Here is a 17,159-nt window from a genome sequence, read left to right on the forward strand (position 1 = left end):
GACGGTTTTCTCCCCTTGGTCAGGTCATGCTCACTCTGCGGCCATGCGCCCTGCCCGTCAATAACTTGCGTCCAATCGGCCTAGTTGGTGACAGGATTACGCCGGGTGCAGGCTCCGGTCGCGGTCAGCGACGACAAAACTAGCGGCGGTCGTCGCCTCCGCACCAGGCTGGCGCACGTATTGCAGGATTCGGTAGTCCGCCCGCAGCTCATCGGCGGTGAACTTGGTGCGGATGTACCCACGCCGGTTCTTGTGGAACTTGACGTGCGGGTTCTCCGCGAGCACCCCGGCGTTCGGGTCGTCGTTGCCGTCACCGCCGCTGGTGATCGACGTGGTGACGAACTCGGTGCCAAGGCCACGCGAAGTCGGGTCGGTGTAGTCCGACTTGATCTCGGCGGCCCAGTGCCGGTGCACGTCACCAGTCAGAACGACGCCGTTGCGGGTCTTGCCGAGGCCCTCGGCGATCCGGTCCCGGTTGGCCTTGTAGCCGTCCCACGCATCCATGTTGTAGCCCTGGTTGACCCCGGGCGTGAGATCGATCTGCGAGAAGAACACCTGCTGTCCAAGCACATCCCAGCGAGCCCGCGAGCGCCGCAGCCCGTCAAGCAGCCACCGCTCCTGCTCCTCGCCGGTGATCGACCGCGTCGGCTCAAGCCGTGCGTCGCAGTTCGGCTTGACGCCGTCGCCGCACGCCTGGTCATCGCGGTACTGCCGGGTGTCGAGCATGTGGAAGTTGATCAGGCCGCCCCACTGGAGCTTGCGGTAGAGCTGCATGTCGATCCCGCGTGGACGCGCGGTGCGCCGAAGTGGCATGTTCTCGTAGTACGCCTGGAAAGCGTTCTTCCTGCGGTCGAGGAAGTTCGGGTCCGGCTGCTCAGGAACCTCGTCAGCCCAGTTGTTTTCTGTCTCGTGGTCATCCCAAACGACAAGCCAAGGCGCGGTCGCGTGCGCTCGCTGAAGATCCGGATCGGTCTTGTACTGCGCGTGCCGAAGGCGGTAGTTCTCCAACGTCCGAGTCTCGGGGCCGAGAACCGTGCGGACATCGTTGGCACCAGCGGCATATTCGTACTGGTAGTCGCCAAGGTGCAGAACCAAACCGGGCTCGTCCTCAGCAAGACGCTTGTACGCGGTGAAATGCCCTGCGCCGAAATGGCTGCAGGAAGCGAAACACATCGTCAGATCGGTCCGTGTGACGCCAGGCGCGGGTGCGGTCCTGGTCCTTCCGGCGGCCGAAATATGGCCCTGTGTACGGAATCGGTAGAAATACTCCGATCCCGGGCGGAGGCCCTCGACCTCAACGTGCACGCTGTGCGCGGACTGAGGCCGCGCGAACTCAACGCCACGCCGGACAGTCCGGCGGAACCTCTCGTCGGTCGCGATCTCCCACTCGACAAGGTAAGGCCGGTCTGGCATCCCGCCAAGACCGTTGTCCGCCAACGGATTCTGCGCGAGCCGTGTCCATAGAACGACGCTGTCGTGATACGGATCGCCGGACGCGACACCAAGGGTGAAAGGGTCGGTGAGCTTGTCGGCGGACGCACTCGCCTGCGTGCTTCCCAGTGCTGTCAAACCTAAGGCCGCTGCGCCACCGAACAGCACAGTACGGCGTGAGGGTGTGGTGGGGATTGACATGGTCTCACCCTCACGCCGGTGTACGAAGCTCTCCCCACGATCGGGTTATCCCAGGATGAACAATCGCCGTGTCCACCTTTGCGGCACACCGTGTCCACCATTCCAGCACAGTGAGTTGTCCATTCCCGCACACCGAAATTCCCCTGGGTGACCGGAGCGGGAATTTCATGGTGTCGCAAAGGTGGACACGGTGTTCCGGAACGGTGGACACGCAAAACGGCGCCCCCGGGTTGGGAGCGCCGTTCTGTGTTCTACAGCTCAGTGGCCGTGGCCATGTCCGTGACCGTGTCCGGCCGCGGGTGGCTCTTCTTCCTTCTTTTCCACGACCGAGCTCTCGGTGGTGAGCACCATGCGCGCGATGGAGGCCGCGTTGGTGACTGCCGAGCGGGTGACCTTGACCGGGTCGATGATGCCGTCGGCGACGAGGTCGCCGTAGGTCAGCTTGGCCGCGTTGAGGCCGTGGCCCCAGTCGCCCTCGCGGACGCGATGCACCACGACCGCGCCTTCGAGGCCGGCGTTGCTGGCGATCCAGTACAGCGGGGCGCTCAGTGCCTCGCGAACGATGGCGACACCGGTCGCCTCGTCGCCGGTGAGGCCGAGGTTGCCCTCGAGCTCCTTGGCCGCGTGCACGATGGCCGAACCGCCGCCGGGCACGATGCCTTCCTCGACCGCTGCCTTCGTCGCAGCCACCGCGTCTTCGATGCGGTGCTTACGCTCGGTCAGCTCGGTCTCGGTCGCGGCACCGACACGGATCACCGCGACGCCGCCTGCCAGCTTGGCCAGGCGCTCCTGCAGCTTCTCCCTGTCCCAGTCCGAGTCGGACGCCTCGATCTCCTTGCGGATCTGCTCGATGCGGCCCTGGACCTCGGCCTTGTCGCCACGGCCTTCGACGATCGTCGTCTCGTCCTTGGTGACCACGATGCGCCGGGCGGAGCCGAGCACGTCGAGGCCGACCTCGGCCAGCTTCATGCCGATCTCGCTGGACACGACCTGACCACCGGTGACGTACGCGAGGTCGTCAAGGAACGCCTTGCGGCGGTCGCCGAAGTACGGCGCCTTGACCGCGACGGCCTTGATCGTCTTGCGCGCGGAGTTGACCACCAGGGTGGACAGCGCCTCGCCCTCGATGTCCTCGGCGATGATCAGCACCGGCTTGCTCGCCTGGACGATCTTCTCCAGGATCGGCAGCAGGTCGGCCAGCGCCGAGATCTTCTCCCGGTAAAGCAGGACGAAGGCGTCCTCGAGGACCGCTTCCTGCGCCTCGGCGTCGGTGGCGAAGTGCGCCGAGATGTAGCCCTTGTCGAACTGCACACCTTCGGTGATGACGAGCTCGGTGGCCAGCGTGGAGGACTCCTCCACGGTGATCACGCCGTCCTCGCCGACCTTCTCGATGGCCTCGCCGAGCAGCGCGCCGATCGACGCGTCCCGCGAGGTGACCGTGCCGACCTGTGCGATGTTGTCGCGGCCCTTGATCGGGGTGGCCTTGGCGAGCAGCACCTCGACGACCTTGTCGACGGCGGCCTGGATGCCACGGCCGAGCGAGGTCGGGTTCGCGCCAGCCGCGATGTTGCGCATCCCGACCCGCACGAGGGCCTGGGCGAGCACGGTCGCGGTGGTCGTGCCGTCACCGGCAACGTCATTGGTCTTCGTCGCGACGCTCTTGGCGAGCTGCGCGCCAAGGTTCTCGAACGAGTCGTCCAGCTCGACCTCGCGCGCCACGGTGACACCGTCGAGCGTCACGGTCGGGCCGCCGAACTTCTTGGCGAGCACGACGTGCCGTCCGCGCGGGCCCAGAGTCACCTTGACCGCGTCGGCCAGCTTGTTGACCCCGCGCTCGAGTGCCCGACGAGCGTCCTCGTCGAAGCTGATCTGCTTGGGCATGTACTACCTCTCTATATGACAAACACCCCGGGAGCCCCGGTAAGGGGCCGCCGGGGCGTTTGACGTGAAGTGGCAGGTCGTCAGTTGATGACGGCCAGCACGTCGCGGGCGGAGAGGATCAAGTACTCCTCGCCGTTGTACTTGACCTCGGTGCCGCCGTACTTCGAGTAGATGACGACGTCACCGACGCTGACATCCAGCGGGACGCGGTTGCCGTTGTCGTCGATGCGGCCCGGACCAACCGCAAGGACCTTGCCCTCCTGGGGCTTCTCCTTGGCGGTGTCCGGAATGACGAGACCGGACGCGGTCGTCGCCTCGGCCTCGCTGGCCTGAACGACGATCTTGTCCTCGAGCGGCTTGATGTTCACGCTCACGGAAGTGACCTCCATGGGTCGTTGGCAGGTACCTACAGCGGCTCCTGGCCACCCCGCCGTCGCGGGTGCCGGGGCGGTGTCTGGTGCCGTGCAACTAGCACTCTACCCAGTCGAGTGCCAACGGTTCAATCAGCCCCCGGCCGATCGTCGCGGCCGTTAGAGTCCGGCCCGTGCGCATCGTGGCTTGGGTGTTCCAGAGCATCTTCTTCCTCGGCGGCCTCGGCCTGGGTATCTTCGCGGCGATCCGAGGCGGTCAGTTGGCCGCCAATCCGGTGACGTGTTTCGAAACCGGCGTGCCGATGCGGGCGTACCCGTGTCCGAACGCCGACACCGTCCCGAACGACCTGAGCTACATGATCGTGGTCGCTGTCCTGGCGGTGGCGTGTTTCGTGGCCGCGGCGGTGTTCCGGCCGGTGTTCCCGCCGAAGTACGCCCCGAGTGGCCAGAACGTGCCACAGCCCGGCTGGCAGAGCCCGCCACCGCAGCCGAGCGGTCAGATTCCGGTGCCGCCACAGGCGCAATTCGGCCCAAGATAGCGGCATTTCCCCGAAATCCTGCGAATCGTCAGACTGCTGGTTATGCTCCCGCCGCAAGGGTGGAATTCACGGCTGGGGACGGGGAATGAGCTATCCGCAGGGGCCGCAGTACAGCGGCGGCTATCAGCAGCAACCAGGTGGTTACCCGCAGCAACACGGTTATCCGCCACAGCAGGGATATCCACCGCCATATCCGCCACCACAAAAGAACAACAACGCTTTGGTAATCGTGCTCGCGGGTGTCGCCACAGCCGCTGTGATCGCGTTGGTACTCGTTCTTGTGCTGTCGGGAAATGACGACAACGGCAGCGGTGCGCCCGCGAGCAGCGACAGCGCGAAACCGACTGGCGCGCCGAGCGTGAACATCCCTCCGCCCAACGCGAGCAGGCCGAGCAGGACCCGGACGTCATCGAGTGGCGGCAGTGGGACGGGTGCGCCGAGCGCCGATGTGCTGGCCCGCGTGGCCGCGGACGTCATCAGCCGTCAGTCGGCGAAGGAAGCCGACATCTTCGCGTGCAGCCCAACGGCCGCCAGCGAACTCAAGCGTGAGATGGCCAAGCTGCCAGTAGGGACGAAAGCGACGGTCCAGGACGTCAAGGAATCCGGTTCGACCGGCCAAGCCACGATCGCGCTGGACATGAACGGCCAAACCCAAACGATCACGCTAGAAATGCGTGAATCCGGTTCGAAGTGGTGCGCGAGCGGCATCTAACTCCCCCAAGGGCATACCTACCGCGCGCTTGCTGTGCTGTGCCCAACCCCCGGAGCGAAGCGACGGGTTACGGCGCGACCTCGCGTGTCCACCGGCTCCGTCATGGTGTGTTGAACGCGCGAGCGGCGCACGGCGAGTACCCCAGCCGCGCTGGGAGCGAGTCGAGCAGTTTGACTCACCGTGACGGAACGGTGGACACGCGCCAAGGGCGGTGCAATGCAAGATGCCCTGAGGTGCAAGCCCCAAGCGCAAAGAACCCCGCTGGAGCAGGGCAAGCCCGCAAGCAACGTGCAACACGGTGTGCCGCAAAGGTGGACACGGCCTTCAGGAACGGTGGACACGGTGTTCAGGAACGGTGGACACGTGGATACATTCCCGGGCTTCAGTGTCTACAGTAGACAGATAGCGACGGCGCCCCTGCTGAGCAAGGGCGCCGTCGCCGGGATTCAGTTGTGTTGAAGGAAGCGGGTTATGTGCCCGCGCCGACGAAACTTCGCTTACGGGTCTTGATGATGTTGTCTCGTTCGGACTCGGAGAGTCCGCCCCAGATCCCGTACGGCTCGTGTACCGCGAGTGCGTGTTTCCGGCACAGTTCCAGGACAGGGCAGGCGTGGCAGATCGCTTTCGCCCGCGCCTCCCGCCTGCTTCGTGCCGGCCCCCGCTCGCCGTCAGGATGGAAGAAGAAGGCGCTGTCCATACCGCGACAGCTACCTTCCAGCTGCCAGTCCCACACGTCCGCGTTGGGGCCGGGAAGCCTGCGCGTATCCGCCATCGTGGCCCGCCTCCTCGTTCCAGTGGAGAGGACGTCAGTACTCCATTCGGTCCAACGAAGGCGACAGTAGAACCGCGCCAATACTTGTTCAAGAGTGATCACCTAGAGATCACCCAATCCAGTAACCGGTCCACTACGCACAGCGCAGGGTGACCTCGACGGTGCACAGCGTCGCCGCGCGACGATCACTCCGTCGGAATTCGAAGGTATCTATGCGTTACCGACGATGAGTCCACTGTGGCCGGAGGGCTCAGGTTGCCGGGTCCCCGGTCCGGCTCGACGATGAACAGCGTGGCGACGGGGCCGGATTCCATGCTCGGCATCACCCTGCAGGGGGAGGTGCCGGAACCGTCATTGCCGGTGGCAGCCGTGGCGCGCCGGCTCGGGGTCGCGCCAGCGACCCTGCGGACATGGGACCGCCGTTACGGCCTAGGCCCGCGTGACCACACCACGGGCAGGCATCGCCGCTACAACCCCGACGACGTAGCGCGTCTCGAACTCATGCAACGCGCGCTACTAAGAGGCGCCTCGCCGGCGGAAGCCGCTGAGTACGCGCTCAAGGCTCACGCCGAACCGGAGGTGCCGGCGCCCAAGAAGGAAGTGCCGGACAGTTCCATGTTGGCCAAAGGCCTCGGCCGCGCCGCGCTGGCTATGGACACCCCTAGCGTGCAGCAGTTGCTCATCGAAGCCATCGAGGCTGACGGAGTCATCGCGTGCTGGGACCGTGTCGTACGGCCGGTGCTCACGGCTGTCGCGGGACGGTGGGCGCACTCGGGGGCGTGTGTCGAAGTCGAACATCTGCTCAACGAATGCGTACTCGCCGCGATGATCGCGGCGACCCCTCTGCTGACGAGCGCCCGCAACCCACGGCCGGTATTACTGTCGTGCGCTCCCGAAGAGCGGCACAGTTTGCCGCTATATGTACTGCGCGCGGCTCTCGCGCGACGGGACGTCGGTACGCAGATGCTCGGCGCAGCGCTCCCGGCCGACGCGCTCGCGGCCGCTGTCCGCCGGACGGCTCCGGCTGCCGTAGTCCTCTGGGCGCAACTTCCGCGTTATGGCGATCCGGGCGTCTTCGAGCAGGTGCCCAGGATGCGGCAGAAGACCAGGATGTTCGGATGCGGTCCGGGGTGGGCTTCGGTCCAGTTGCCCGGCCAGGTACAACGGCTTGACGCGTTGGCCGAGGCGGTCGACCAGATAGAAGCGGTGGTGGTTGGTGTCCGCAAGTGACGAACTGAGACGGGCCGCCTTCGGTGACCGTCCGGACGCCCACGTGACCACCACGACCACTCCCAAGGACCGGTGGCTCGCCGCCGTGATCCTCGGCGGGCAGGGCCGCTACGCCGCCGCGTCGACGATCCTCACCGATCTGCTCACGCATCCCGACGCGGTCATCGCCTCTCTCGCCGCGAGCACGCTTGGCTCGCATCGACGGCAAGTCGGCGGTCATGACCTAGCCAGACGGTTCGACGCGGCCGCGCTCGCGAAGCTGACCGACACCGTCGATGGCGACTGTGACGGAATCGACACCTTGGGTGCACGGTCGGACGCGCTGCTCGGGCTTGCCGCCGACGCGCTCGGCACCGGCAGGCTCTCCACCTCCCGGCGGCTGATCGCCGCCGCCGACGCGCTCGGCGATGTCGGGTGGCGGGGTCAGGTTCGGCTCGGGTGGGTCAAAGCGGAAGTGGAGCTCGCCTCCGGAAATTCTTCTGAATCGGTACCGTTCGCCGAGTCCGCGCTCCGCCGGGCCCGTGCCGCCGGGGCGGCGAGGCATATCGCGAAGTCCGAGATGGTGCTCGCGGCCACGCTGACGGCCCACGGTGGCGTCACTGAGCGTATTCGGGCCAGACACCTCGCGTCAGGGGTGGTGGACCAGGCCATCGAGTACGGGTTATTGCCGCTGGTGTGGCCTTGCTCACTCTTGCTCGCCGATCTGGACCCCCAGAAGGCGGAGCGGCACCGAGGCCGGGCCGCCGGGGCTTTGCACTGTGTGTTACGACGAGCTGACCCGATCGCGCGTCGCCTGGCAGCGTCGTCCCCATGGGTGCCGGACACGCTCTTGACATCGGTGGAACCCACTCAGCCGAGCATCCGGGCGAACTCGTTCACAGAATTACCACCAGATCGTGTCAAGGTCGGCGCGCAAGCGTCCGATAGGGGAGGAGGAACGTCACTCGGCTGCAGGAAGGAGTCCCCGTGACGACGGTCTTGATCTGCGACGACCGGCGCAGCGTGCGGGAAGGTCTCACCCGCGTTATGTCTGCTGTACCCGGGGTTAGTCGCATCGACTGCGTAGCGCACGGTGACGAGTTGCTCGCCCGCTTCTCCCGCCAGCCGGTGGACGTCGTGCTCGTGGGTACCCAGCGCGCCGTACCGACTGGCGTGGAGGCAACGCGTCGGCTCGTCTCGGCAAACCCGCAGGCGAACGTCATCGTGTTCGGTGCGCCCGACGACGCGGGCAGCATCGCCGCCGCGATCGCCGGTGGAGCTCGTGGTTACCTGCGCTGGGACGCCTCGCGTCCCGAGCTGGTCGCCGCACTGGCCCACACCCTGGCAAGCACCTCGGTGCCCGCGCCGCGTCAGCCATCGGACCCCGGTGTCCAGCTGACCGACCGTGAGCTGCAGGTCCTGCGCGGGATGAGCCAGGGCAAGAGCAACGGCCAGATCGGCCGTGAGCTGTATCTCTCCGAAGACACTGTGAAGACCCACGCTCGGCGGCTGTTCCGCAAGCTGGGTGTGCGCGACCGGGCACAAGCTGTCGCGCATGGTTTCCGCCGGGGTCTGGTTTCCTAGCGGCGGATCGACGACCATCTACAGCGTGGTGCGGCCCGGGGGTTGGTGACCTCGGGCCGTTCCGCATGCCGGAAGCGACAGTCTTCCCCGCCAGTGTCAGCCAGTGTTGTCCCTAGTGGTCGGATCCGACCACAAAGCCCCATCCGGCGGTTAGGCCGCTTGGGGGTGACCGGTACGGTGAGGTGGTTGTCACCGTGACGGGGGATACTCCGCGCACGGTGACGGTTACTGTCGGACGCCTACGAGTAACGCCAAGGCTGTTGTCTGCGATGACGAATTTGGGGGACGGACTGGACGCTTCAGTGAGCGCTGCCGTCGAGGGTGACCCTCAGGCGGTCGGTCGTGTATTGGCGTCCATACGTCCCCTCGTGGTGCGGTATTGCCGCGCACGGGTCGGTAGGCAGGAACGTTCATTCGCTTCGGCGGACGACGTCGCCCAGGAGGTGTGCCTCGCGGTACTCACAGCTCTGCCGAGCTACCGCGATCAAGGCAGGCCCTTCCTGGCCTTTGTGTACGGCATCGCCGCACACAAAGTGGCAGACGCTCATCGAGCGGCTGCGCGTAACCGTTCGGAGCCAGTGGCCGACGTACCTGACGAGCCGGAAACCGACGCGGGACCGGAACAACGGGCAATGCAGGGCGAGCTGACCAGGCGCATGAAGCAACTGTTGGACGTCCTGCCTGACAAACAGCGCGAAATCGTGGTGCTGCGGGTGGTCGTCGGGCTGTCCGCGGAGGAGACCGCCGAAGCGGTGGGGTCGACTCCAGGGGCGGTCCGGGTTGCCCAGCACCGCGCTTTGGCACGGCTACGTAAGACTCTGTCAGCGGAGGAGGTGGTCTGAATGGCCGACCGGCACGAAAGTGACGGCAGAGAGTCACCCGAGTCGCCGCAGACCGGCCGATCGGGTGATCTTTACCCGATCACCTCGGGCGTAATGCCCACGGAACGTGACGATACCCACGTTTCGACAGAAAATGAATACTTTTCGGCACTCGACCTTGAAGAGGCCGACGACCTGGCGCAGGTCCGCGCGGATGACGCGCTCCTCGACGCCCTCGCGGCCAAGACCAACGGCGATGCCGACTCCGTGGACTTCGACGACGCCCAACTCAACGCGCTGTTGCTGGCGTGGCGTCAGGATGTGGACAGCGTTCCCGTACCAGAGATCGTGGACACCAAAACCGCTGTGGCGACCGTCACCGCGGCACGATCGGCGCGGAGACGCAGGCCTCGAATGCTCGTCCCGCTCGCGGCCGCTGCCGCGGTGCTGGCGGTCGCGTTCGCAGGCGTAGGGATGGCTGCGCGAGGAGCCGAACCCGGCGACGCGCTCTGGGAGTTGAGCAAAGTCCTCTACGCCGACCACGCACGCTCGGTGGAAGCCGCCAAGTCCGTGCGCACAGACTTGAATGACGCACAGCAGGCACTGGAACAGGGCAAGATCAACGAGGCGAAGGACGCACTGGCCGCCGCGGGCAGCGAGCTGCCGAACGTCTCGTCCGAAGACGGCAAGGACGTGCTGAAGGCCGAGCACGAGTCCCTGCTCGAGCAGCTGACCATGGGCCCGCCCACAAGCTCGCTCAACCCGCGTACCGATACTTCCAAGCCGCCGGCCAGCTCCTCGTCGACCTCGCCTTCGCCGAGCTCGCCGCCGTCGCAGTCGTCCAGCCCGTCGACCTCCGAGCCGCCGTCCAGCTCGTCGAACCCGCCGAACTCGGGCGGCAACGACCCAGGCAGCAATCCGGGCAGTGGCCCGCCGCGCAGCGACGACCCGCAGCCGGGTGACGGTGGCAGGCCGGGTGACGGCGGCGTGTCTCCCAAGACAGAGCCCGAACCAAACACAGGTTCCTGAACAACCCTCGTGAGTGGTTAGCCGTGTTCTAACGCGGCTAACCACTCACGAGCGTTTAGCGGGCACTTTCGGTGGCGGTCACGCCGTCCGCGTAGCCACGGCAGTATTCCCAGCTCACATAAGAACCGGGGTCCGGGTCGAAGGCGGGCTCGTGCGGACGCATCCGGCCGTCGGTCAGCAGCTGTTCGAGGCTGGCCCGCAGCAGGGCCCAGTCGTGGTAGTGCGGCTCCTGGCATTCACCGCAGTCCACGACCACGCCCTTGACCCCGCGGTGCTCAAGCAGGGCCTGGTAGACGGCCAGGTCGGACAGGTCGGTCAGCAGTTCGGCCCGCTCGTCCTCTCCCATCGGGTGCTCGACCTCGTCGTCGTGGTCGATGATGGCCCGGGCAGGGTCGTCCGGGTCGCCCGCGAAGGGGTCTGGGGGCAGTGAGTCGTGCGGCACGGTCTCGCACGGTACCGGGCGGGCCCCCACGCCTGTCCAGATACCATGAGCTGAACTCCTCCCGCCTGCGAAAACGCCAGGCGGACGCAGACATCGGCGCAGGAAGGGCCCGCGACCACCATGACCAGCGAGCTCACCGCCCACGAGGTACCGGGCAAGTTCGCGATGCTCGGCTTGACCTTCGACGATGTCCTGCTCCTGCCAGCCGCGTCCAGTGTGGTGCCCAGCGAGGTTGACACCCAATCGAAGCTGTCCCGCAACATAACGTTGCGTGTTCCGCTCGCTTCCGCGGCGATGGACACGGTCACTGACGCGCGGATGGCCATCTCCATGGCCCGCAACGGCGGTATCGGCGTTCTGCAGCGCAACCTGCCGATCGAGGTGCAGGCCACCCAGGTTGAGACGGTGAAGCGGTCAGAGGCAGGCATGGTGACCGACCCGGTGACGTGCTCGCCGGAGGACACGCTGGCCGAGGTGGACGCCATGTGCGCGCGCTACCGGATCTCCGGCCTGCCGGTCACCGACGCCGAGGGCGTGCTAGTCGGCATCATCACCAACCGCGACATGCGCTTCGAGGTGGACCACACCAAGAAGGTCAGCGAGGTGATGACGAAAGGGCCGCTGGTCACCGCCCAGGTCGGCGTCTCGGCGGAGCCCGCGCTCGGCCTGCTGCGCCGCCACAAGGTGGAGAAGCTGCCGATCATCGACGGCGCGGGCAAACTGCGTGGCCTGATCACCGTCAAGGATTTCGTCAAGACCGAGCAGTACCCGCTGGCCACGAAAGACCCGGACGGCAGGCTGCTGTGCGGCGCGGCGATCGGCGTCGACGAGAACGCGCACAAGCGCGCGATGGCCCTGGTTGACGCGGGCGTCGACGTGATCGTGGTGGACACCGCCCACGGGCATCAGCGCAACGTCATCGAGATGGTCGCGAGGCTGAAGAAGGAACTCGGCGACGTCGTGGACATCGTCGGCGGCAACGTCGCGACCCGTGCAGGCGCCCAAGCGCTTGTCGACGCGGGCGCGGACGGCGTGAAGGTCGGCGTCGGTCCTGGCTCGATCTGCACGACGCGTGTGGTCGCGGGCGTTGGCGTGCCGCAGATCAGTGCGATCTACGAGGCCGCGCAGGCGTGCCGCCCGGCCGGTGTCCCGGTGATCGGTGACGGCGGCATCCAATACTCCGGCGACATCGCCAAAGCGATCGCTTCGGGTGCGTCCACGGTCATGATCGGCGGTCTGCTCGCCGGAACGGCCGAGGCGCCCGGCGAAGTCGTCCTGGTCAACGGTCAGCAGTTCAAGACGTACCGGGGAATGGGGTCGCTTGGCGCGATGCAGGCGCGTGGCGAAGGCAAGTCCTACTCGAAGGACCGGTACTTCCAGGACGACGTGCTGTCCGAGGACAAGCTTGTGCCGGAAGGCATCGAGGGGCGCACGCCGTACCGCGGCCCGTTGGCCGACGTCGTCCACCAGCTCATCGGGGGGCTGCGTGCGGCGATGGGCTACACGGGTTCGCACAGCATTGCCGAGCTGCAGGAAGCGCAGCTCGTCCGGATCACCGCGGCAGGCCTGAAGGAAAGCCACCCGCACGACATCACCATGACCGTCGAAGCGCCGAACTACGTGAAGCGCTGAGGACGATGGCAGCAGGAGGACATCAAGTGCGGGACCTTGTCGAAATCGGCATGGGCCGGACGGCCCGGCGCGCGTACGAGCTTGACGACATCGAGATCGTGCCGTCCCGCCGGACGCGTTCGTCGAAAGACGTGTCCACGGCATGGCAGCTCGACGCGTACCGCTTCGAGATCCCGTTGGTCGCGCACCCGACGGACGCGATCGTCTCGCCGCGAACCGCGGTCGCGATCGGAGAACTCGGCGGCCTCGGCGTGATCAACGCGGAAGGCCTGTGGGCCCGTCACTCCAATGTGGACGACGTACTCGACCGGCTCGTGGACGCGGCAGAGCAGGCGACCGAAGCGTCGGACGTGACAAAGGTGTTGCAGGAACTGCACTCCGCGCCGATCCAAGCAGACCTGGTTGCCCAGTCGATCAAAGAAGTTCGAGACTCGGGTGTGACGGTCGCGGCGCGAGTCAGCCCGCAGCGCGCGGCCGAGCTGACGCCGGATCTGGTGGCGGCAGGGGTGGAAATCCTGGTCGTGCAGGGCACGATCGTCTCGGCGGAGCACGTGTCGCGCGACGGCGAACCATTGAACCTGAAGAAGTTCATCGAAGACCTCGACGTCCCAGTGGTCGCCGGCGGCGTGCACGACTACCGCACCGCGATGCACCTCATGCGAACGGGCGCCGCAGGCGTGATCGTCGGCTACGGCTACAGCAGCGGTGTCACGTCAACGGACAGCGTGCTCGGCATCGGCGTTCCCATGGCAACCGCGATCGTCGACGCAGCGGCCGCACGCCGTGACTACCTCGACGAAACCGGCGGCCGGTACGTACATGTGCTCGCCGACGGTGGCATTGAAACCAGCGGTGACATTGCCAAGGCCATTGCCTGTGGCGCGGACGCGGTCATGCTGGGCGCGCCTTTGGCTGCCGCGAGCGAGGCACCTGGCGGCGGGTTGTACTGGACCGCCGCCGCCGCACACCCGTCGCTGCCGCGCAGCCGCGTTGTCCCGGCCGCGGAGAGCGAGGTCGACTTGCGCAAACTGCTGTTCGGCCCGTCCACCGACACCGACGGCATGCACAATCTGTTCGGGGCTTTGCGCCGCGCGATGGCCAAGACTGGCTACTCGGACCTGAAGGAGTTCCAGAAGGTCGGCCTGACCATCAGGGGCTGACTTTGTCAAGATGTCCGACGAACATTCCTCGGATTTCGTCCCGGCCCGCAGTGCCAGGTGCGTCTCCGGCGAGCTTCTCAGACGGATCGGTGAAGGGCAGTTTGCCAAGCGCCACACCAAGTTTGGCGACTGCCCACGGTTCACTGGCTTGAGTTAAGTCCCGCGCCGGGAGACCAGCCGTTGTTGATCGTGACGGTGGTTCCGTGCAGACTTGCAGACTTGGAACTGGATCGCCGCCTCTTTCGTTGCCGAGTTCGGAAGGCGCGCGGGGCGGGCGGACCGCGAGAGCCTGACCGGTCTGCGGGCCAGTCCGGTTAGCGTGTAGTCCGGTCAGCGGGCCGGGCCTCGGTCACGAGATAGGCGACAACCGGGGCGGTCGCTTGAGGATCCGCGGTGACGTCGGGGGACGAGGATCCGCCGTGACCCCGGCATCGCGCACGTGAATCGCGTGCGGGTCATCGGCCGCCGCGCTGGTCGGTGGCCTGCGGGGGCGATCAATGCGGCCGGGCTCGTCAGCCTGCGGCCGGGGCGGCCAACCGTGCCTCAATGGGCTGCGCTGCCGAAATCGTGCTCGGAACGGGTGATTTTTCCGCGACATTGGGTTAACTGGGCTACAGACAAGACTTTGGGGGTTGGTGTGCGCAAGATCGTGGTCCGCGGCGACGGGTTCGCGTTGGCCGAACTCGCCAAGGGCGACCAGGAGTACCTGGCTGAGCACGGTGACCGGGCGTTCGACGTCGACCGGGACGGGCGGGCGATGCCCTACGAGGCCCCGGTTCACCGGCTGGCGATCACCGATGAGACCGGAACGGAACTGCTGGGCCGGGTGATGTGGCATCCGGTCATCTACGGCCCCTCGTATGGCTGCGTCGCGTGGAACTTCGGGCGTGAGCTGCTGCCGCGTGTACGCGGCAAGGGGATTGGCACGGCTGTGCTCAAGGCGCTCGTCCGGTACTTGTTTGACACGACCGATGTCGACCGGATCGAGGGCAGTACGGACGTGACCAATGTGCGGGCGCAGAAATCCCTTGAAAAGGCGGGTTTCACCCGCGAGGGTGTGCTGCGTGGTGCTCAGTTACGTGGGGGGAAACGCCGGGACATGATCAGTTACAGCCTGCTGCGGACGGACAAGTGACCGCACGTGAAATCGTGGCGCGCGGTGAAGGCTTCACGCTCGCCAAGATGCTGGACGGCGACCAGGACTACCTGTCCGAGCGAGGTGACGCGGCCTTCGACCCCGATCGGGACGAGCGGCCACCGCTGCTGGAGGTTTTCCGGCTGGCGATCACCGATGAGACCGGTGTCGAGTTGCTCGGCGATGTGACGTGGCACGCGGTGGACTACGGGCCGTCGGTGCGGTCGCGCGCCTACGACCTTGGCTTTGGGCTGCTTCCAGCGGCTCGGGGGCGGGGTATCGGCGGCGCGGCGATGCGGGCCTTGGCGTGCTACGTGTTCGAGACGACGCCGTCGAACCGGGTGCAGGCGAGCACCGATGTCACCAACATCCCTGCTCAGCGGGCTTTGGCGAAGGCTGGTTTCACTCGTGAGGGTGTTGTCAGGGGCGCTCAGCTACGCGGTGGTGAGCATCATGACCTGGTCGCTTACGGCTTGCTTCGAGCGGAAGTTACTGGCGAGAAACTTACCGCTAGTCAGAACGCGTCCGCCGAACTAGATTCGAGGGATGGTTGACTACGACGTCATCGTCGTCGGCTCGGGGTTCGGTGGCAGTGTCGCCGCTCTCCGGCTGACCGAGAAGGGCTACCGCGTCGCCGTGATCGAGGCGGGCAGGCGGTTCGCCGACGACGAGTTCGCCAAAACCTCGTGGGACCTGCGCCGCTACCTGTGGGCGCCAGCGGTCGGCTGCTTCGGCATCCAGCGCATCCACCTGCTGCGGGACGTGATGGTCCTGGCGGGCGCGGGCGTCGGCGGCGGGTCGCTGGTGTACGCCAACACGCTGTACCGTCCGCTCGACCCGTTCTACCAGGACAAACAGTGGGCGCACATCACTGACTGGCGTGCCGAGCTGGAGCCGCATTACGACCAGGCGACGCGCATGCTCGGCGTCGTGACCAACCCGACCGTGACGGCGTCCGACGAGGTCATGCAGAAGGTGGCCGCGGATATGGGCGTCGCGGACTCGTACCACCCGACGCCGGTCGGCGTGTATTTCGGCAAGCCGGGTGAGACGGTCGCCGACCCGTTCTTCGGCGGCGCCGGGCCAGCGCGGACCGGGTGCACCGAGTGCGGTTCGTGCATGACCGGCTGCCGGGTCGGCGCCAAGAACACGCTGATGAAGAACTACCTGCACCTTGCCGAGCAGGCCGGCGCCAAGATCGTTCCGCTGACCACGGTCACCGGGCTGACTGAACGCGCGGACGGATCGTTCGAGGTTGCGATCCGTAAGACAGGCAAGCGTTTCAGGCACACGCTGACCGCGTCACAGGTGGTGCTCGCGGCAGGCACCTGGGGTACGCAGCAGCTGCTGCACCAGATGCGCCGATCCGGCGCGCTGCCCGCGCTTTCCGCCCGGTTGGGCGAGCTGACCAGGACGAATTCCGAGGCGATCATCGGCGCCGGCCGGTTCAAGGTGGATCCGGCCAGGGATTTCAGCCGCGGTGTCGCGATCACGTCGTCCATTCACCCGGACGCGAACACGCATATCGAGCCGGTGCGTTATGGCAAGGGCAGCAATGCGATGAGCCTGCTTCAGTCGATCGCCACGGATGGCGGGTCGGACGTGCCGCGGTGGAAACAGGCCTTGCGGTTCATGGTCAGGCATCCCATCCAGACTGCCCGGCTGCTCAACGGATATCGGTGGAGCGAGCGGACCGTGATCCTGCTCGTGATGCAGTCGCTGGACAATTCGATCACGACCTATGTGGACAAGCGCGGAAAGTACACGTCCAAACAGGGTCATGGCGAGCCGAATCCGTCCTTCATTCCCGCCGGTTACCAGGCGAATCAGCTGACCGCGAAGCACATCGGCGGGATCGCCGGCGGAACGTGGGGCGAGATCTTCGATGTCCCGCTCACCGCGCATTTCATCGGCGGCTGCCCGATCGGCGAGAACAGCGAGACCGGCGTGATCGATCCATATCACCGGGTGCACAACTATCCCGGTCTGTCTGTTGTGGACGGCGCCGCGATCACGGCCAACCTCGGCGTCAATCCGTCGCTGACCATCACCGCGCAGGCCGAACGTGCGTTTTCCTTGTGGCCCAACAAGGGCGAGGCCGATCCACGGCCGGAACAGGGATCACCGTATCGACGTATTGACGCGGTCGTGCCGAAGGCGCCGACCGTACCGGCATCGGCTCCCGGCGCCTTGCGATAAATCAGGGCTACTCATATCGGGCGACATTTTGTAGTCTCACC

The 17,159-nt window shown here is 66.3% G+C and carries 17 protein-coding genes; 12 read left to right on the top strand and 5 right to left on the bottom strand.

The features are described from left to right. Nucleotides 1-96: 96 nt before the first annotated feature. The 3 genes from LWC34_RS23765 to groES all read right to left on the bottom strand — a co-directional run bounded on the left by LWC34_RS23765 (nt 97) and on the right by groES (nt 3,887). On the bottom strand, nt 97-1,632 hold the full coding sequence (locus tag LWC34_RS23765; protein ID WP_233727357.1) for an alkaline phosphatase D family protein: 1,536 nt from the start codon (nt 1,630-1,632) through the stop codon (nt 97-99). A 258-nt stretch (nt 1,633-1,890) separates the two neighbouring features. Continuing rightward, nucleotides 1,891-3,513, bottom strand: a complete 1,623-nt coding sequence (groL, locus tag LWC34_RS23770) for a chaperonin GroEL (protein ID WP_233727358.1) — start codon at nt 3,511-3,513, stop codon at nt 1,891-1,893. A gap of 80 nt (nt 3,514-3,593) precedes the next feature. After that, nucleotides 3,594-3,887, bottom strand: a complete 294-nt coding sequence (groES, locus tag LWC34_RS23775; protein ID WP_125728378.1) for a co-chaperone GroES — start codon at nt 3,885-3,887, stop codon at nt 3,594-3,596. Between the two features lie 170 nt (nt 3,888-4,057). Between groES and LWC34_RS23780 the strand changes: the two genes are divergently transcribed. Both LWC34_RS23780 and LWC34_RS23785 read left to right on the top strand, forming a co-directional pair. Next, on the top strand, nt 4,058-4,423 hold the full coding sequence (locus tag LWC34_RS23780; protein ID WP_233727360.1) for a hypothetical protein: 366 nt from the start codon (nt 4,058-4,060) through the stop codon (nt 4,421-4,423). A gap of 85 nt (nt 4,424-4,508) precedes the next feature. Continuing rightward, nucleotides 4,509-5,135 carry a hypothetical protein gene (locus tag LWC34_RS23785; RefSeq protein WP_233727361.1) on the top strand — a complete coding sequence of 209 codons (627 nt, stop codon included), beginning with the start codon at nt 4,509-4,511 and terminating at the stop codon, nt 5,133-5,135. A 469-nt stretch (nt 5,136-5,604) separates the two neighbouring features. On the opposite strand, the gene LWC34_RS23790 is transcribed toward LWC34_RS23785, so the two are convergent. Beyond that, the gene (locus LWC34_RS23790) at nt 5,605-5,907 is read right to left on the bottom strand and encodes a WhiB family transcriptional regulator (protein WP_054295690.1); all 303 of its coding nucleotides are present in this window, start codon (nt 5,905-5,907) and stop codon (nt 5,605-5,607) included. A gap of 312 nt (nt 5,908-6,219) precedes the next feature. On the opposite strand from LWC34_RS23790, the gene LWC34_RS23795 reads away from it, so the two are divergent. From LWC34_RS23795 to LWC34_RS23815, 5 genes are all read left to right on the top strand, one after another. Beyond that, nucleotides 6,220-7,137, top strand: a complete 918-nt coding sequence (locus tag LWC34_RS23795; protein WP_233728853.1) for a MerR family transcriptional regulator — start codon at nt 6,220-6,222, stop codon at nt 7,135-7,137. Further along, entirely contained in the window at nt 7,124-8,107 is a 984-nt protein-coding gene (locus LWC34_RS23800; protein ID WP_233727362.1) for a hypothetical protein, read from the top strand. The genes LWC34_RS23795 and LWC34_RS23800 overlap by 14 nt, the downstream gene beginning before the upstream one ends. Next, nucleotides 8,104-8,700: a response regulator transcription factor gene (locus tag LWC34_RS23805; RefSeq protein ID WP_018682728.1), complete on the top strand. Its 597-nt coding sequence runs from the start codon at nt 8,104-8,106 to the stop codon at nt 8,698-8,700. Before LWC34_RS23800 ends, LWC34_RS23805 begins: the two co-directional genes overlap by 4 nt. A 269-nt stretch (nt 8,701-8,969) precedes the next feature. Beyond that, complete coding sequence (locus tag LWC34_RS23810; protein WP_033384041.1) at nt 8,970-9,542, top strand: sigma-70 family RNA polymerase sigma factor; 573 nt, start codon at nt 8,970-8,972, stop codon at nt 9,540-9,542. Next, the gene (locus LWC34_RS23815) at nt 9,543-10,550 is read left to right on the top strand and encodes an anti-sigma-D factor RsdA (RefSeq protein ID WP_233727363.1); all 1,008 of its coding nucleotides are present in this window, start codon (nt 9,543-9,545) and stop codon (nt 10,548-10,550) included. It abuts the gene before it with no gap. 55 nt (nt 10,551-10,605) lie between these two features. On the opposite strand, the gene LWC34_RS23820 is transcribed toward LWC34_RS23815, so the two are convergent. Next, a complete protein-coding gene (locus tag LWC34_RS23820) occupies nt 10,606-10,992 on the bottom strand; it encodes a DUF5319 domain-containing protein (protein WP_233727364.1) in 387 nt (128 codons plus the stop codon). Nucleotides 10,993-11,112: 120 nt separating this feature from the next. Between LWC34_RS23820 and guaB the strand changes: the two genes are divergently transcribed. The 5 genes from guaB to LWC34_RS23845 all read left to right on the top strand — a co-directional run bounded on the left by guaB (nt 11,113) and on the right by LWC34_RS23845 (nt 17,118). Next, nucleotides 11,113-12,624 carry an IMP dehydrogenase gene (gene guaB / locus LWC34_RS23825; protein WP_233727365.1) on the top strand — a complete coding sequence of 504 codons (1,512 nt, stop codon included), beginning with the start codon at nt 11,113-11,115 and terminating at the stop codon, nt 12,622-12,624. A 26-nt stretch (nt 12,625-12,650) separates the two neighbouring features. Then, a complete protein-coding gene (locus tag LWC34_RS23830) occupies nt 12,651-13,784 on the top strand; it encodes a GuaB3 family IMP dehydrogenase-related protein (RefSeq protein ID WP_233727366.1) in 1,134 nt (377 codons plus the stop codon). A 637-nt stretch (nt 13,785-14,421) separates the two neighbouring features. Next, nucleotides 14,422-14,919, top strand: coding sequence for a GNAT family N-acetyltransferase (locus LWC34_RS23835; protein ID WP_233727367.1), 498 nt, complete (start codon nt 14,422-14,424; stop codon nt 14,917-14,919). Further along, nucleotides 14,916-15,473, top strand: a complete 558-nt coding sequence (locus tag LWC34_RS23840) for a GNAT family N-acetyltransferase (protein ID WP_233727368.1) — start codon at nt 14,916-14,918, stop codon at nt 15,471-15,473. Before LWC34_RS23835 ends, LWC34_RS23840 begins: the two co-directional genes overlap by 4 nt. Further along, nucleotides 15,466-17,118: an FAD-dependent oxidoreductase gene (locus LWC34_RS23845; protein ID WP_233727369.1), complete on the top strand. Its 1,653-nt coding sequence runs from the start codon at nt 15,466-15,468 to the stop codon at nt 17,116-17,118. Before LWC34_RS23840 ends, LWC34_RS23845 begins: the two co-directional genes overlap by 8 nt. The last annotated feature ends 41 nt before the right edge of the window (nt 17,119-17,159 follow it).

Source organism: Kibdelosporangium philippinense, assembly GCF_021390435.2.
GTDB lineage: Bacteria > Actinomycetota > Actinomycetes > Mycobacteriales > Pseudonocardiaceae > Kibdelosporangium > Kibdelosporangium philippinense.

Bases quoted from the DNA above. Each gene is read 5' to 3' on its own strand.
- LWC34_RS23765 (WP_233727357.1), bottom strand. From the start codon at position 1,632: ATGTCAATCCCCACCACACCCTCACGCCGTACTGTGCTGTTCGGTGGC.
- groL (WP_233727358.1), bottom strand. From the start codon at position 3,513: ATGCCCAAGCAGATCAGCTTCGACGAGGACGCTCGTCGGGCACTCGAG.
- LWC34_RS23785 (WP_233727361.1), top strand. From the start codon at position 4,509: ATGAGCTATCCGCAGGGGCCGCAGTACAGCGGCGGCTATCAGCAGCAA.
- LWC34_RS23790 (WP_054295690.1), bottom strand. From the start codon at position 5,907: ATGGCGGATACGCGCAGGCTTCCCGGCCCCAACGCGGACGTGTGGGAC.
- LWC34_RS23795 (WP_233728853.1), top strand. From the start codon at position 6,220: ATGCTCGGCATCACCCTGCAGGGGGAGGTGCCGGAACCGTCATTGCCG.
- LWC34_RS23810 (WP_033384041.1), top strand. From the start codon at position 8,970: ATGACGAATTTGGGGGACGGACTGGACGCTTCAGTGAGCGCTGCCGTC.
- LWC34_RS23815 (WP_233727363.1), top strand. From the start codon at position 9,543: ATGGCCGACCGGCACGAAAGTGACGGCAGAGAGTCACCCGAGTCGCCG.
- guaB (WP_233727365.1), top strand. From the start codon at position 11,113: ATGACCAGCGAGCTCACCGCCCACGAGGTACCGGGCAAGTTCGCGATG.
- LWC34_RS23845 (WP_233727369.1), top strand. From the start codon at position 15,466: ATGGTTGACTACGACGTCATCGTCGTCGGCTCGGGGTTCGGTGGCAGT.